The organism is Amycolatopsis sp. N2S4-7, assembly GCF_058119595.1.
Genome location: NZ_CP172299.1, coordinates 10326520 through 10341633, shown reverse-complemented (window position 1 = coordinate 10341633; position 15114 = coordinate 10326520). Strand labels below are relative to the sequence as shown.

The window sequence follows — 15114 nt, the reverse complement described above, 5'->3', positions numbered from 1 at the left end:
GGTTCAGCACCGTCCGGGTCAGGTCTCCTCGATGTGCAGCGCCGCCTGCTCCGGTCCGGCGGCCGGCGCCGGGCCGGCGTCCACGGCCACTTCGTCGGGCTCGGTGTCGCGGGGCGGGCCGTCGCCCTCGGCCGGTTCCAGCTGGGTCGCCTGCCGCGATGCCGAATCGGCCTCGGGGTCCCCGGTGCGGGGCGGCGCGCGGAACTCGGCGGCCATCGACCCGCCGGCGACGTCGGCGGCGATGCCCGTGTCGTCGGCGTATTCCCTGGCCGTCGCGTCCTCTTCGGACAGTCCGGCCGCCGGTACCTCGGCGGCCGGGTCCGGGCGTTCCTCGGCGAGCCGCTCCCCCAGCGGCCGGGGGTGCGCCTGCTCCCACGGCGTCATGCCGTACTTCGTGACGCCCGACCAGTGCTCGGGCGGATCCATGCCCTGCTCGAGCGGGTCGACGCGGAGCCGGTCCTCGTCGAGGTCCTCCGCGCCGCTCAGCGCGGCCGGGTCGGTCTCGACGGCGTCAGGCGGGTCGGCGGGCTGGTTCGGGTCGGTCATCGGGCTCCTTCGTCCGGGGTGTCCCCGCGGGCTTCCCGCTCCCGCGGCGGCGAAACACCGGCGGCGGCAGGGCGGGCTGACGGCTCCGGACGCCTTCACCGGACGCTCAGCGCCCGCCGCCAGTGGTCGGTGACGCTGCGGCGCAGCTTGCCGGTGTCGACCGCTTCCGGGGCCAGCAGCCGTTGCAGGCCGATGCCGCGGAGCTGCCCGACGACGGCGACGGCGGTTTCGCCCGGATCGACGTCCGGGCGGATCTCGCCGCCGCCGATGCCCGCGGTGACGTCCTCGCGCAGGTCGGCCCGGAAGGCTTCGTCGCGCTCACGGAACAGGGGCGCCAGTTCCGACGCCGTGGCGGCCTCCGCCCACAGCAGCAGGAACGCCCGGTTCAGCACGCCGACGTCGCCGAGGGCCCCGAGGTAGCCGTCGATGAGCCGCAGCAACCGGTCCAGGCCGGGCGCCAGCTCGCCGAGGCCCGGTACGAACCCCGTCTGCGTGGTCAGGGCCAGGCGTTCCAGCAACGCCTGCTTCGCGCCGAAGTGGTGGGTGACGATCCCCCGGCTGTACCCCGCGCGTTCGCCGACCCGGGCCAGGGTCAGCGACCGCACGCCCTGCTCGACGACCAGCTCCGCGGCGGCGTTCAGCAGCGCGGCTTCGGCTTGCTCACGACGCTCTTGCTGCGTCCGGCGGGGGGTGGCCATGCGAGCGACCCTACCAAACAAACTTGCGTGTTGGCTGACAAGTATGTCACCGTGGGCGGCGAACCCTGGAGGTCGGATGATCGAGATAGCGGACCACGCGCTGGACACCATGCTGGCGGAGGACCCGGGTGGCCCGGTGGTGATGCTGAACCTGCTGCGCTTCCGCCCGGACGGCGGCCGCGAGAGCTACCAGCGCTACGCCGAGGCGCTCGGCGGCGGGATCAGCGCGCGGTACGGCGTGCGGGTGGAGTACCTGGGCGACGGCGGCCGCGCGCTGGTCGCCGAAGACGGTCAGGCGTGGGACATGGTCCTGCTCGTGCGCTACCCGGACCGGCAGGCGTTCGTGAACATGATCCGGGACCCCGAATACCAGGCGGTCGCTCCCCTGCGCACCGCGGCGCTGGTGGAGTCGGTGCTGCAGCCGACCGTGCCGATGGGCGGGTGAGGCGGGTGCCCGCGGTGTTCGTGCACGGCAACCCGGAGACGGCCGCGGTGTGGCGGCCCCTGCTCGCCGAGCTGCCGCGCACCGACACGATCTGCCTTTCCCCGCCGGGGTTCGGCGCTCCCCTGCCGGACGGGTTCGACGCGACGGTCACCGGCTACCGGGAGTGGCTCGCCGGCGAGCTGGAGGCGGTGGGCGAGCCGGTGGACCTCGTCGGCCACGACTGGGGCGGCGGGCACGTCGTGAACCTCGCGATGCACCGCCCGGACCTGCTGCGCAGCTGGGCGAGCGACGTGCTCGGGATCTTCGACCCGGCGTACGTCTGGCACGAGGCGGCCCGGCGCTGGCAGGGCCCGGACGGGGAGAGCGCCGTGGCCGGGTTGTTCGGCGCGGTTTTCGAGAGGCGCGTGGACTTCCTCGCCGGGCGGGGCATGAGCCGGCCGGTGGCCGAGGAGGTGGCCCGCGGCCAGGACGAGGACATGGGCCGCGCGGTGCTCGCGCTCTACCGGTCGGCGGCCCAGCCGGTGGTGGCCGAGCTCGGCGGCACCCTCGAGCGCGCGGCCCGCCGCCCGGGATTGGCCCTCCTCGCGACGGAGGACCACCTGGTGGGCGACGACGAGCAGCGGCGGCGAACCGCTCGTCGCGCGGGAGCCGGTATCGCCCGGCTGGAGGGCCTCGGGCACTGGTGGCTGACCGAGGATCCGGCCGCGGGGGCCCGGGTTCTCACGGAGTTCTGGGGATCGCTTCCTTCGCCGGGGTGAGGTTCACCGGGTGGCCGGCGCCCGCCACCGGTGGCGGGCGCCGACGTCGAGCAGGCAGGCCGCGATGCCGTCCAGCCGGGTCGCCGACGGGCAGGGCGGCGGCCGGCGATCGTCGGGAGCACCGGGCCGGCATGGCACTCACCGGCGCCCGGAGCGGCTCGCGGCGAGGAACTCGCGGTTGAGCGCCGCGATGCTCGCGAACGGGATCCCCTTCGGGCAGGACGCGACGCATTCGCCGGTGTTGGTGCAGCCGCCGAAGCCCTCGGCGTCCATCGTGTCGACCATGTCCAGCACCCGCTGGGCGCGTTCGGGCTGCCCCTGCGGCAGCAGGCTCAGGTGGGTCACCTTCGCCGCCGTGAACAGCGTCGCGGAGCCGTTCGGGCAGGCCGCCACGCACGCGCCGCAGCCGATGCAGGTCGCGTTGTCGAAGGCCAGGTCCGCGTCCGGCTTCGGCACCGGCGTCGCGTGGGCGTCCGGGGCGCTGCCGGTCGGCGCGCTGACGTACCCGCCGGCCTGGACGATCCGGTCGAGCGCCGACCGGTCCACGACCAGGTCCTTGATCACCGGGAAACCCTTGGCGCGCCACGGTTCCACGTCGACGACGTCGCCGTCGGCGAACGAGCGCAGGTGCAGCTGGCAGGACGTCGTCCGCTCGGGCCCGTGGGCCTGGCCGTTGATCACGACGCCGCAGGACCCGCAGATGCCTTCCCGGCAGTCGTGGTCGAACGCGACCGGCTCTTCGCCGTCGGCGATCAGCTCCTGGTTCAGCACGTCGAGCAGTTCGAGGAAGGACATGTCCGGGCTGAGCCCGTCGACGGGGTAGGTGACCAGCCGGCCTTCGGCCGCCGGGCCGGCTTGCCGCCAGACGCGGACGGTGAGTTTCACGTGTAGCTCCGCTGGGTCGGGTGAACGTGTTCGAAGGTGAGTTCCTCGCGGTGCAGCACCGGCGGGGTGCCGTGCTCCCACGCGGCGACGTAGGCGAAGTTTTCGTCGTCCCGCAGCGCTTCGCCGTCCGGGGTCTGGTGTTCCTCGCGGAAGTGGCCGCCGCACGACTCCTCGCGCGCGAGCGCGTCGATGAGCAGCAGTTCGGCCAGCTCGAGGAAGTCGGCCACCCGGTTCGCCTTCTCCAGCTCCTGGTTGAGCTCGGCGCCGCCGCCGGGGATCCGCACCGAGCGCCAGAACTCGGCACGCAGCTCGGGAACCCGCTCGAGGGCCTTGCGCAGGCCTTCCCGGCTCCGGGACATCCCGCAGTGGTCCCACAGCAGTAGGCCGAGCTCGCGGTGGAACGAGTCGACCGACCGCGTGCCCCGCACCGCGAGGAGCCGCGAAATCCGTTCGCGCACCTCGTCTTCGACGCGCACGACCTCTTCGTGCCCGGCGTCGACCTCGTCGAGCCGGGTGCCGCCGAGGTAGTCGTTCACCGTCGCCGGGAGCACGAAGTAGCCGTCGGCGAGGCCCTGCATGAGCGCGGACGCGCCGAGCCGGTTGGCGCCGTGGTCGGAGAAGTTCGCCTCCCCGATCACGAACAGGCCGGGGATCGTGCTCTGCAGGTCGTAGTCCACCCACAGCCCGCCCATCGTGTAGTGGATGGCCGGGTAGATCCGCATCGGCGTCCGGTAGGGGTCCTCGGCCGTGATGCGCTGGTACATGTCGAAGAGGTTGCCGTAGCGGGCTTCGATCGCCGGACGGCCCAGGCGCGCGATCGCGTCGGCGAAGTCCAGGTAGACGCCGAGGCCGCCGGGGCCGACGCCGAACCCGGCGTCGCAGACGTTCTTCGCCGCGCGCGAGGCGATGTCCCGCGGCACCAGGTTGCCGAAGCTGGGGTACAGCCGCTCGAGGTAGTAGTCGCGCTCGTCCTCCGGGATCTCCTCCGGCGGCCGCGCGTCGCCCTTCACCTTGGGCACCCAGATCCGGCCGTCGTTGCGCAGCGACTCGCTCATCAGCGTCAGCTTCGACTGGTGCTCGCCCGAGCGCGGGATGCACGTCGGGTGGATCTGGGTGAAGCACGGGTTCGCGAAGTACGCCCCGCGTTTGTGCGCCCGCCAGATCGCGGTGGCGTTGGAGCCCTTCGCGTTGGTCGAGAGGTAGAAGACGTTGCCGTAGCCGCCGGTGGCGAGCACGACGGCGTCGGCGAGGTGCGTGGTGACCTCGCCGGTCACCAGGTCGCGGGCGACGATGCCGCGCGCCCGGCCGTCGACGACGACGAGGTCGAGCATCTCGGTCCGCGCGTGCAGCTCGACGTTGCCCGCGTCGATCTGGCGCGACAACGCCTGGTACGCGCCGATCAGCAGCTGCTGGCCGGTCTGGCCGCGCGCGTAGAACGTGCGCTGCACCTGGACGCCGCCGAAGGAGCGCGTGTCGAGCAGACCGCCGTACTCGCGGGCGAAGGGCACGCCCTGGGCCACGGCCTGGTCGATGATCTGCGCCGAGGTCTGGGCGAGCCGGTACACATTGGACTCCCGCGACCGGAAGTCACCGCCCTTGACCGTGTCGTAGAACAGCCGGTACACCGAATCGCCGTCGTTGCGGTAGTTCTTGGCCGCGTTGATCCCGCCCTGGGCCGCGACCGAGTGCGCGCGCCGGGGCGAATCCTGGAAGCAGAACTGGACGACGTGGTAGCCCTGCTCGGCGAGCGTCGCGCCGGCGGAGCCGCCCGCCAGGCCGGTGCCCACGACGATCACGCGGTGCTTGCGCCGGTTCGCCGGGTTCACCAGCTTCGCGGCGAACTTCCGTTCGTCCCACCGGTTTTCCAGGGGGACGGCGGGGGCCTTGGTGTCGGCGATCGGGTCGCCCGTCCGGTAGTCGGCCATCAGTGCACCAGTCCCGTCATGATCGCGACCGGGACGAGGGCGTAGCCGCCCGCGATCACGATCGCCGTCGTGCTGCCGAAGAGCTTGATCGCGCGTTCGCGCTTCGCGCTGGTGATGCCGAGTGTGCGCGCGGCGCTGGCGAAGCCGTGGTGGATGTGCAGGCCCAGCATGGCCAGGGCCACGAGGTAGACCACGTTCACCCACCAGACCTGGAAGTCCGCGACGAGGTTGTGGTACGGGTCGCCGGGCACGAAGTCCCGGTTCACCGTGCCGACGGTGAAGTCGAGGATGTGCCAGACGACGAACACGGCCAGCGTCGCGCCGCCCCAGCGCATGGTGCGCACGGCGAAGGTGGCGCGCGCCGGCGGCCGGTGGACGTAGCGGACCGGCCGCGCCCGGCGGTCGCGCCGGACCAGCTGCACGGCCGCCGTGACGTGCAGGACCAGCGCGGCGAGCAGGACCACGCGCTGGATCCAGAGGAACCAGGAGTAACCGAGGACCGGATCGCCGATGGTGCGCAGCCAGTGGGCGTAGTGGTTGAGGTCGGTGGCGCCGAGGAAGGTCTTGAGGTTGCCGACCATGTGCGCGAACACGAAGGCGAGCAGGAGCACGCCGCTCACCGCCATGACGGCCTTCTTGCCGATCGTCGAGGCCCAGAACCGCCGGACGGCCGAGCGGCTTGCGAGTGCGTTCACCACCCGGTCGACGTTAGGAGGCTCCCCACCAGAGGTCAAAGACATGATTACTCTCTTCTCCATAGGGATCGTCTATCGTGAGGTCATGCAGTTCCAGCAGCTCGCCTACTTCGTCGCGGTCGCCGAAGACCGGCACTTCACCCGCGCCGCCGAGCGGATGCGGGTCGCCCAGCCGTCGCTGTCGCAGCAGATCCGCGCGCTCGAACACGACCTGGGCGCGCCGCTGTTCCACCGCATCCGCGGCAACGTCTCCCTCACCGAAGCCGGCGAGACGCTGCTGCCGATCGCGCGGCGGATCCTCGCGGACACCGAAAGCGCCCAGCGCGCGATCCGCGAGCTGGACGAGCTCGGCCGCGGCCGCGTCCGCCTCGGCGCGCCCCCGAGCCTGTGCACGGGCCTGCTGCCCGCGATGCTGTCGGCGTTCCGCCGCCGGTACCCGGGGATCCAGCTGGAGCTGCACGAAAGCGGCTCGGGCGACCTGCGGCAGCGGCTGTCCGAAGGCGCACTGGACCTGGCGCTGCTGGCCGGTGCCCGGACGCAGGGCGACCCGCAGCTGTCCGCGACGCCGTTGCTGCTGGAGGAACTGGTGGTGATCGCCCCCGCGGACGCGCCGGTGGCCCGCGCGGGCGAGCGCCTCGACATCCGCGAGCTCGCCGACGTCCCGCTGGTGATGTTCCGCCGCGGCTACGACGTCCGGGAGGCCGCGGTCAACGCGTGCCGCACCGCGGGCTTCGAGCCGACCTTCGCGATCGAAGGCGGCGAGATGGACGCGGTGCTGGAACTGGTCCGCGCGGGCATGGGCGCGGCGGTGGTCCCGAGCACGGTCGCGGGCGACCGGTTCCTGATGACGCGGTTCGCCCCGGAGGCGGGCATGACCCGGGTGGTGCAGCTGGCCCACCGCAAGGACGTGGAGCCGCCCCGCGCGGTCCGCGCCCTGCGCGCGGCGATCATCGGCTTCGTGGCCGACCCGGCCCACCGGGCGAACCTCCCGGCGGGGATCGAGTCTCTTGTGGACGGAGAAGCCGGGATGCCGCCGGCGCGCTGAGGCTTCAGTTCCGCAGCTCCGGCGGGACGTACTCGAAGGTCGGCCCCGCGGTCGTCCGGCCGTCCCCCGTCGGCAGCTTCATCAACGCCAACGCCTGTCCCCGCAACGCGTACATCGTGCCGACCGCGTCCTTCAGCTGGTCCGGGCTGCCCGTGAACGCCTGCTCCAGCTGGTACAGCAGCAGGCTGTACGTCTGGTTGAACCCCTCCTGCGCGACGCGGATCGGGCTGCCCTCCGGGTAGTCCGCCGTCCGCGGGTCGGGCCGCATCGGGAGGACGCCGTCGAAGTCGACCTCGATCTCTTCGCCCGTCGGGCCGGACTGCGGGGTGTCGCCCGTGCGGTAGCGGCGGCCGAGGCGGAGCTCCTGGAAGCGGTAGAAGTGCGCCACCTCCTCGCGCTCGGGGTGGAACACGTCGCGGTCGCCGTCCCACACCGCGGTGCGGGCCGCGCCCTCGCCCTGCTCGACGACCTCCGCCAGGGCGGCCAGTGCGGACTTCAGGTCGTGGACGGCGAGCACCTCGCCGCCTCCGCCGCGGAGGTGGAACTCGCCGATCTGGCGGCCCGGGTCGCCGGTGAAGAGCGCGGGCTCCCCCAGCTCGTCGCACAGCTTGCGGAAGCCGGCCTCGATGGCGGCGTAGAACTGACCGATCGTCCGGTACTCGTCGGCCTGGGGCGGGGCGTCCGCCGACGCGGGCTGCTCGATGCGCAGGAACAGCTCGAGGGCCTCGGGACCGAACGGGGCCAGGTGCACCTGCACGGACCGGTCGCCGTGGGGCAGCGGGTGCGGGTAGGCCGGCAGGAGCTCGGGCGTGTCGAGCCGGGGCGAGCCGCCGACGGCGTTGAGGAGGTTCGCGGCCAGGGCCAGGTGCAGCATCTCCTCGGCGAGGACCGTGCCGACCACCTGCACGGCCTCGGGGTTGCGGGCGGGGTCCAGCGAGTACAGCGCGCACAGGTAAGGCGGAATGGTCGCGTGCTCGAGCTCGATCGCCCACTGCAGGTGGCGGCGGAGATCGTCCACGGTGGTGATGGCGTCCATCGTCGTCCTCGGTTAGTCGGGTCGGGTCGGCAGCTGAGACAAGACACCGCCCCGGTTTGTGACACGCGCGAAGACGGGCGCCCGCCTTGCCCGGCCTCCTGGCCAGGGTGCGCGGGCGTTCGGGTTGTCGAAGCGACCCGGCGTGGCCGGGAACGCCGGCGTCGGCGAGCACCTCCAGCAACGCGAACGCACCGGCCAGGACACGCCGTCCCGGGGACCGCCCGGCCTCCCCCCGGCCCGGCGCAGGTCAGCCCCGTCCGTGGGCATCCGCGCCCGGCGTATCGGGCCGGATGGCGCCGCCGGGGGCAAGACGCACGACGTCGGCAGGTCGTCACGAGACGCCGGACGCCCGGGTGAGGTAGCGCCCGCACCACCCCGGATCCGGTGGTCCGCGCTACTGATCCCGGCGCCCGGTTCGACCAGCATGGCGGTATCGATCCAGCCGGAGAAGGAGAACCGATGCCGAGCAGAACCACCTCGACGATGCGCACGAGCGCCGTGGTCCTGACCGTGACGGGCCTGCTGGGCGCCGGCGTGACCGGCGCCGCGGCGGCGGGACGGCCCGCCCTGCAGGACAGCCTGGACTCGCTGGTGCGGCAGGAGAAGTTCCCCGCCGCCCTGGCCTGGGTGAGCGACGGCGGCCGCACGAGGTCACTGGTCGCCGGGTCCGCCCGGCTCGGCCGGCAGGTGCCGGTCCCGCCCGACGGCCAGGTCCGGGCGGGCAGCAACACGAAGACGTTCACCGCGGTCGTGGTCCTCCAGCTCGTCGCCGAGGGCCGGGTCGGGCTGGACACCCCCATCGAGGAGTACCTGCCCGGGCTGGTGCGCGGCGAGGGCATCGACGCGACCAAGATCACCGTGCGGCAGCTGCTGCAGCACACCAGCGGGCTGCCCAACTACACCCAGTACCTCGGGCTCGAGAACTTCGAGGCGATCCGGCACAAGTTCTTCCAGCCCCACGACCTGCTCGCCGCGGCACTGGCGCACCCGGCCGAGTTCGCGCCCGGCGCCCGGTGGGAGTACAGCAACACGAACTACCTGCTGGCCGGCCTGCTGATCGAGCACGTGACCGGACGCCCGGTGCAGGAACAGATCACCGAGCGCGTCATCCGGAAAGCCGGGCTGCGCCACACCTACTGGCCGCAACCCGGCGACGAGACGATCCAGGGCCCGCACCCGCACGGCTACGCCATCGGCACCGCGGCCGCCGGCAACGTCGTCGACGCCACCGAGATGGACCCGTCGTGGGGCGGCGCCGCCGGTCAGCTGATCTCGACGCCGAGCGACCTGGCGCAGGTCGCCCGCGCGCTGCTCGACGGCAAGCTGCTCGCGCCCGCCCAGCTGGCCGAGATGCGCAAGACCGTCGACGCCCCGCTGCTGCCGGGGTGGCGCTACGGCCTGGGCGTGTTCAGCGTCCCGCTCAGCTGCGGCGGCGTGTTCTGGGGCCACGGCGGCGACATCGACGGCTTCGAAACCCGCGGCGGCGCCACCGAGGACGGCCGTTCGGTCGGGCTCGCGGTGACCGCGCTGCCGGGCACCTTCGGCGACGCCGAGAAGGCCGCGAAAGCCGTCATGGCCACTGTGGACACCGCGTTCTGCCGGTGAGCTCCGGGGATCGGTGCCCGGGCCGGATCCCGGCCCGGGCACCGACGCCCGCGTGGCGCGCGCGGGTCAGGACGCCCAGGGAGCGCTGACGAGCCAGCTGACGTCGTCGGCGTAGGCGTTGGCGTTGTCGAACGTGTTGGACCCGCCGTTGGCGGCGATGTAGACGAGGTTGGCGTAGTGGCGGACGTACCGGTCGGAGAAGTTGAGCGCCCTGAGCGAGGCGCCCTGCCCGTTGCGGCCGGCTTCGGGGCAGAACGTCGCGTCCTGGGCGAACAGCGAGCTGCCGTCGTTCGCCTGCAGGGACACCCGGTAGTTCTGGTGCCGCAGGTACTGCCCGGCGGTGTTCCTGGACTCGAACGACACGCAGGAACTGTTGCCCAGCCCCGTCCGCACGGTCCAGGACGCGTTGCCCTTTTCGGTGGCGGAGCTGCCGCTGGTGACGACCGCGGTGTCCACTGTGGAGCCGTTGTGGTGGATGTAGCGGTCGGTGCAGCAGGCGGTGGTGGCGCGCAGCGAGACGGTCGAGCCGGGCGTCAGGCCGGTGCCCCCGGAACCGGTCGCGTAGCCGGCCGCGGTGATGTTGGCCTGCACCGCGTTCTCGGTGGCGTCCGACGGGTAGCCGGAGGTCATCACGCCTTCGTAGAAGGTGCCGCGGGCGCCGACGCTGTTGTCCCCGCCGATCCCCAGGATGATGGCTCCTTCCTTCTTCATCGGGTTGTAGCCCGCGACGTTGGGGCGCACTCCGTCGTAGAAGGTCGACACGCCGCCGGACTGGGCGTTGCCGCCGCGGATCGCCCACCGGTTCGGGCCGCCCTTGACGATGGCGGTCAGGAAGCGGTGGCTGATGCTCGGGTCGTTGGCGTTGTAGTGCTGGTTGACCCCGGAGAACAGCCCGTTTTCGAGGTCGGCCATGATCCACGGGCCGTTTCCGCTGCCGTAGCCCCAGACCTTGATGTTGCCGAAGTAGATGGCCTCCATCGTGCCGTTGCCGTTGTCCCGGCTGTTGCGCTCGGCGTTGCCGTAGTCGAAGCAGCAACCGCCGTTGTAGTGCGTGCCGTCGAAGATCGCGTACATGCCCTCGGGCTGGTCACCGGTGGCGATGCCGTTGGTGTTGTTGTTGCGGTAACCGGTGCCGGGGGCCACGTAGACGCCGTAGGCCTTGTGGCCGCCGACGGTGATCGGCGCCGCGGTGGCGTTCGCGAGGTTGTCGTACCCGCCCGCGGCCGGGCCGCTGAAGCCGCCGGGCGGCGCCTGCGTGAGGCGGTTGTTCCGGCCGGACTGGTCGTAGATGACCGTGATCAGGCACGTGGTGCCCGCGCAGAACGAATCCTGGACCGAGGCGTCGGCGACCCCGCCCGCGCCCAGCGGGCCGACGTCGCGGGTGGCGCTGTCGGACGCGCGCCTGACCTGGTACAGCGGGCCGGTGTAGGCCCCGTACAACGCCCTGGTGGTGCTGTGCGCGGCCACGCACGGCGTGCCGCCTGCCGTGTAGATGTCGCACGGTCCCTGGGTGGCGGCCTGCGACGTGCCGCCGCCGGCCAGCATGCTCGCGACGAGCGCGCCGGCGGCGATGATCGCCTTGGGGTGGGAAAACCTCGACTGTCGTGCCATTGTTGATCTCTCCCGTTGCGTCCGGGTGCCACCGCCGATTCCTCGGCCGGGCGTGACTCACCGACACGCCGTCGCACGGAACCCGCGGCGTGGTCGAGGAGTCCTGCTGATCAATGAGTGCGCGGGCCGGCGACGGTGCCAACCTCCTCCTTCGATCACCGACACGCTGGGACGGCACAAAGCGGAGCGATTGTGAGCGCTAACATAGCGCCCGGGTGCGCAGAGTGCAACGGTCGTCACCTTCGCCGATCACCGGCCGATGTCGTTCAGCGGCCGGGAGAAACCCGCCGGCCGGGCGCGAGCGCGGCGCCGCACCCGGGTCGTCCGGGCCAGTGAGACGGCGAGAGCCCCGAGGAGGCCGAGCGCGAGCGCGGGGGCGAGCGCCGCCCACGGGGCGCGTTCCACGTACGGCATCGCCTCGGCGAGGACGAGCCCCCATTCCGGCGACGGCGGCGGGGCGCCGAGGCCGAGGAAACCCAGGGACGCCAACGCCAGCGCGACCCCGGGCAGCCGCAAGGCCGCGTGGCGCACCAGTCCCGGCAGGATCGCGGGCACGATGTGCCGGCGCAGCAGCCACCACCGGGCCGCACCCGCCGCGACCGCGGCTTCGACGTACGTCGAGGCCCCTTCCTGCCGGGCCTGCGAAACCGCGTGCTCGGCCAGCGGGGCCCAGGCGACGACGAGCACCGCCAGCGCGGCCCCGGTGCGGCTCGGGCCGGTGGCCGCGGCGACCAGCAGCCCGGCCAGCACCGCGGGAACCGCGTTGGCGACCTCGGCGGCGCCGGTCGCGAACCGGGGCAGCGAGGAGACCAGCACCGCGAGCACGAGCGCGGCGGCGGAGACCAGGACCGCGGAGCCCGCGGTGGCGAACGCGCCGTGGGCCAGGCGGGCGAGGACGTCACGGCCCAGGGAGTCGGCCCCCAGCGGCAGGTGGCGGGACGGCGGGGCGAGCCGGGAAGCGCCGTCGACCGTCACCGGGTCGCGGCCGAGCCCCGCGAGCACCAGCCCGGCCAGGACGCCCGCCGGCACGGCCGGCACCAGCCACGCCCGGCGACGCGGCCGTGGCTCCGGCGGGGTCGCGCCGAACGCGCCGGCCCGCGCCGCCGGGCCGAGCAGGGCGCGCCGGGCGAGGTCGGCGAGCGCGCCCGCCGTCACGGCGAGCAGCACCAGCGCGAGCACGCCCGCCTGCAGCACGGGCAGGTCCTGGGCCAGGACGGCGCTGTGGGTGAGCCGGCCCAGACCCGGTACGGCGAACAGGGTTTCGACGGTGATGGCGCCGCCGGCGAGCCCGACGAGCACGAGCCCGAGCTGGGGCGCCAGCGGCGGCAGGGCCCGCCGGGCCACCCCCCGGCCGAGCACCGCGGGACGCAGGCCCGCGGCCTCCCACGTCCGGACCCACGGTTCGCCGTACCCGGCCGCCACCGCGTCCCGCGCCAGCCGGCCGAGCAGGCCACCGGCCGGGATCCCCAGCGCGAGCGCGGGAAGCAGCAGGTGCCGCGGCCCGGTCCAGCCGTACGGCGGCAGCCAGCCCAGCCAGGTCGCCAGCACGATCAGCAGCAGCGAGCCGAGCAGGAACTCGGGGACGGCCGTGAGCATCGCTGCCGTCACGCCGTGACCACGCGTGCGGGCACCGGCCAGCAGCGGCAGGTTGACCAGCGCGCCCACGACGAGCGCGACCGCCGCCGCCGCGGCCACGAGGGTCGCCGAAACTCCCACGGCCGCCACCACCCCCGGCAGCACCGGCGCCCCGGACACCCACGACGTGCCGGCGTCGCCGCGGACCAGACCGGAAAGCCAGCCGCCGAACACGGCGAGCGGGCCGTCGGCCAGGCCCAGATCCGCCCGGATCCCCGCCAGCACCCGGGGATCCGGGTCGCGTTCGGCCGAGCGGGCCCGCAGGACCGTCAGCGCCGGGTCCCTTGTGGACAGCCACGGCAGCAGGCCGACCACGGTCAGCAGCGCACCGGCGGCCAGCAGCCGGGAAAGGGCGGTCCTCATCGCTTGTGCGTCTTGACGGTCACCAGTTCCCGTTCGCGCGGGTCGAAGGCGGCGTCGGTGACGCCGGGCGCGTTGCCCTGCACAACCCGTTCGTGCAGCAGGGGAACCGCGGCGTCGGTCCCGAGCACGGCCGCCTCCGCACCCAGGATCGCGGCCTGGCGTGGCCCCGGGTCGCCGAGCGCCGCCGCCTCCGCGATCGCCTCGTCGACGCCCGCGTCGCAGAGCCCGGCGAGGTTGAAGCCGCCCGTGCAGGTGAAGTCGCTCGTCAGGTAGGCGACCGGGTCGCCGGAGTCGAGCAAGGTCGCGCGCGAGAGGACGAACGCGTCGAACGCGCCCGCCAGCGCGTCGGCTTCGATGGCGGCGTACTCGCGCACCACCTGCTCGACCACGAACCCGCGCCGCTCGAGCTGCTGCGCCACGGTCGTGGCCACTTCGGGCAGTTCGGCACGGTCGCTGAAGGTGGCCAGCACGACCTTCCGGCCGTGTGCCGGGCCCGCCGGCCGGGCCGGCCGCGGCGGGCGCTGCGCCGCCCACGGGATCGCCGGGCCGAGCAGTCCGTGCGCCTGGTCGGCCCGGCCTTCGTAGATGTCGCGGACCAGCGCGGCCGGGTCGAGGGCTTCCCGCGCGGCGGCGCGCGACGCCGGATCGGCGAACGTCCCCCGCCGGGTGTTCAGGTACAGGGTGTTGGTGCGGGGCATGGGAACTTCGCGGTAGGTGCCTTCGTCGAGCAGGGGCGCCTGCAAAGCCGGGATGGCCTCGACGATGTCCGCGGTGCCCGAGCGCAGGGCGGACGCGCGCGCCGAGCCGTCCGGCACGAACGCCGCGTCGATGCCGCTCGCGAGCGCCTTGCCGCCCCAGTAGTGGTCGTTGCGGTCCGCGGTGGCCCCCGAACTGCCGTTGACGGCCGTGAGGACGAACGGGCCGGTGCCGGTCCGGACGGGATCGACGCGGCCGTCGCCGGTGTAGGCGGCCTCGGCGAACACCGCCAGCTGCGGGCTCGACAAGCGGTGCGGCACCAGGGGATCCGGCACCGCGGTGCGCACGGTCACGCTGGTGCCCGCCGCCTGGACGTCGAGCTCGACGCCATCCAGGATCCGGGGCGGCGGGCTCGCTCGCACCGCCTGGTCCAGCGACGCGGCCACCCGCTGCGCGGTCAGCTCGGTGCCGTCGTGGAACCGCGCGCCGGCCCGGATGTCGAACCGCCAGGAACGCTCGTCGAGCCGGGCCCACGCGGTGGCCAGCAACGGCCGCGGCGCGCCGTCGCGGTCCAGCGTCACCAGCGGCTCGGCCACCCCGAGCCGCGACAGCTTGAAGGCGTCGTCGCTCAACGGCGACAAGCCGGTGCGCGGCGGCTGGAGGAACGCGACCCGCAACCGCTGCCCGCCGCCCGCCGCCGGGTCCGGGCCGCCCGCGAAGCACCCCGACGCGGCGAACACCACCCCGGCGACCACAAGACCCCGCGCTACCCGCATGCCCGATCCCTTCACTCGATCCAGCGAATACGATATCGATAGTCGTTTTCATCTGGCGCACCGGGAGAGGATCCGACCACGGACGTGGTGACCGAGCTGAGGCCTCCACCCGGTCAACGGCGCTCCGCGACGGTCGAGGTGCCGGTCGGCCGGACGACGCTCGACATCCCCGCGACCCTGATCACCGGCCGGCGGCCCGGTCCCACGGTGGTGGGCCGCTTCCCCGCTCGACGGTGTCAACCTGAACCGGGTGTTCCCGGGTGCAGCGCACGGAAGCCCGACCGAACGGCTGGCGCACTGGGTGTGCACGGACCTGCTGCCGGCGCGGACGCCTACCTCGACCGTCGTGACGGCCGTGCGCCGCGCGGTGGCCGGACGGGGATCGCCGGGCCGGT

At 73.5% G+C, this 15114-nt stretch carries 13 protein-coding genes; 4 read left to right on the top strand and 9 right to left on the bottom strand.

Going from position 1 to position 15114, the window contains the following annotated elements:
• Positions 1-18: 18 nt before the first annotated feature.
• On the bottom strand, positions 19-546 hold the full coding sequence (locus ACH54P_RS48840; protein ID WP_489910147.1) for a hypothetical protein: 528 nt from the start codon (positions 544-546) through the stop codon (positions 19-21).
• A 95-nt stretch (positions 547-641) separates the two neighbouring features.
• Positions 642-1244: a TetR/AcrR family transcriptional regulator gene (locus ACH54P_RS48835; protein WP_489910146.1), complete on the bottom strand. Its 603-nt coding sequence runs from the start codon at positions 1242-1244 to the stop codon at positions 642-644.
• 76 nt (positions 1245-1320) lie between these two features.
• Between ACH54P_RS48835 and ACH54P_RS48830 the strand changes: the two genes are divergently transcribed.
• Positions 1321-1689, top strand: coding sequence for a DUF1330 domain-containing protein (locus ACH54P_RS48830; RefSeq protein ID WP_489910145.1), 369 nt, complete (start codon positions 1321-1323; stop codon positions 1687-1689).
• 5 nt (positions 1690-1694) lie between these two features.
• Entirely contained in the window at positions 1695-2447 is a 753-nt protein-coding gene (locus ACH54P_RS48825) for an alpha/beta fold hydrolase (RefSeq protein WP_489910144.1), read from the top strand.
• Between the two features lie 138 nt (positions 2448-2585).
• On the opposite strand, the gene ACH54P_RS48820 is transcribed toward ACH54P_RS48825, so the two are convergent.
• From ACH54P_RS48820 to ACH54P_RS48810, 3 genes are read right to left on the bottom strand one after another with little or no spacing between them, the layout of a single operon-like run.
• Positions 2586-3332 (bottom strand): succinate dehydrogenase/fumarate reductase iron-sulfur subunit, encoded by a 747-nt coding sequence (locus ACH54P_RS48820; protein WP_489910143.1) that lies wholly within the window; start codon positions 3330-3332, stop codon positions 2586-2588.
• Positions 3329-5257, bottom strand: coding sequence for a fumarate reductase/succinate dehydrogenase flavoprotein subunit (locus tag ACH54P_RS48815; RefSeq protein ID WP_489910142.1), 1929 nt, complete (start codon positions 5255-5257; stop codon positions 3329-3331). The genes ACH54P_RS48820 and ACH54P_RS48815 overlap by 4 nt, the downstream gene beginning before the upstream one ends.
• Positions 5257-5952, bottom strand: a complete 696-nt coding sequence (locus ACH54P_RS48810) for a succinate dehydrogenase cytochrome b subunit (RefSeq protein WP_489910141.1) — start codon at positions 5950-5952, stop codon at positions 5257-5259. Before ACH54P_RS48810 ends, ACH54P_RS48815 begins: the two co-directional genes overlap by 1 nt.
• An 85-nt stretch (positions 5953-6037) precedes the next feature.
• On the opposite strand from ACH54P_RS48810, the gene ACH54P_RS48805 reads away from it, so the two are divergent.
• The gene (locus tag ACH54P_RS48805; protein ID WP_489910140.1) at positions 6038-6997 is read left to right on the top strand and encodes a LysR family transcriptional regulator; all 960 of its coding nucleotides are present in this window, start codon (positions 6038-6040) and stop codon (positions 6995-6997) included.
• A 4-nt stretch (positions 6998-7001) separates the two neighbouring features.
• Here ACH54P_RS48805 and ACH54P_RS48800 read toward each other — a convergent pair whose 3' ends face one another.
• On the bottom strand, positions 7002-8033 hold the full coding sequence (locus tag ACH54P_RS48800; RefSeq protein ID WP_489910139.1) for a ferritin-like domain-containing protein: 1032 nt from the start codon (positions 8031-8033) through the stop codon (positions 7002-7004).
• 459 nt (positions 8034-8492) lie between these two features.
• On the opposite strand from ACH54P_RS48800, the gene ACH54P_RS48795 reads away from it, so the two are divergent.
• Entirely contained in the window at positions 8493-9638 is a 1146-nt protein-coding gene (locus ACH54P_RS48795) for a serine hydrolase domain-containing protein (protein ID WP_489910138.1), read from the top strand.
• 66 nt (positions 9639-9704) lie between these two features.
• Here ACH54P_RS48795 and ACH54P_RS48790 read toward each other — a convergent pair whose 3' ends face one another.
• The 3 genes from ACH54P_RS48790 to ACH54P_RS48780 all read right to left on the bottom strand — a co-directional run bounded on the left by ACH54P_RS48790 (position 9705) and on the right by ACH54P_RS48780 (position 14719).
• Positions 9705-11249, bottom strand: a complete 1545-nt coding sequence (locus tag ACH54P_RS48790) for an alpha-L-arabinofuranosidase B (RefSeq protein ID WP_489910137.1) — start codon at positions 11247-11249, stop codon at positions 9705-9707.
• A 249-nt stretch (positions 11250-11498) separates the two neighbouring features.
• Positions 11499-13247, bottom strand: coding sequence for an ABC transporter permease subunit (locus ACH54P_RS48785; RefSeq protein ID WP_489910136.1), 1749 nt, complete (start codon positions 13245-13247; stop codon positions 11499-11501).
• Positions 13244-14719 (bottom strand): ABC transporter substrate-binding protein, encoded by a 1476-nt coding sequence (locus ACH54P_RS48780; protein ID WP_489910135.1) that lies wholly within the window; start codon positions 14717-14719, stop codon positions 13244-13246. The genes ACH54P_RS48785 and ACH54P_RS48780 overlap by 4 nt, the downstream gene beginning before the upstream one ends.
• Between the last annotated feature and the right edge of the window lie 395 nt (positions 14720-15114).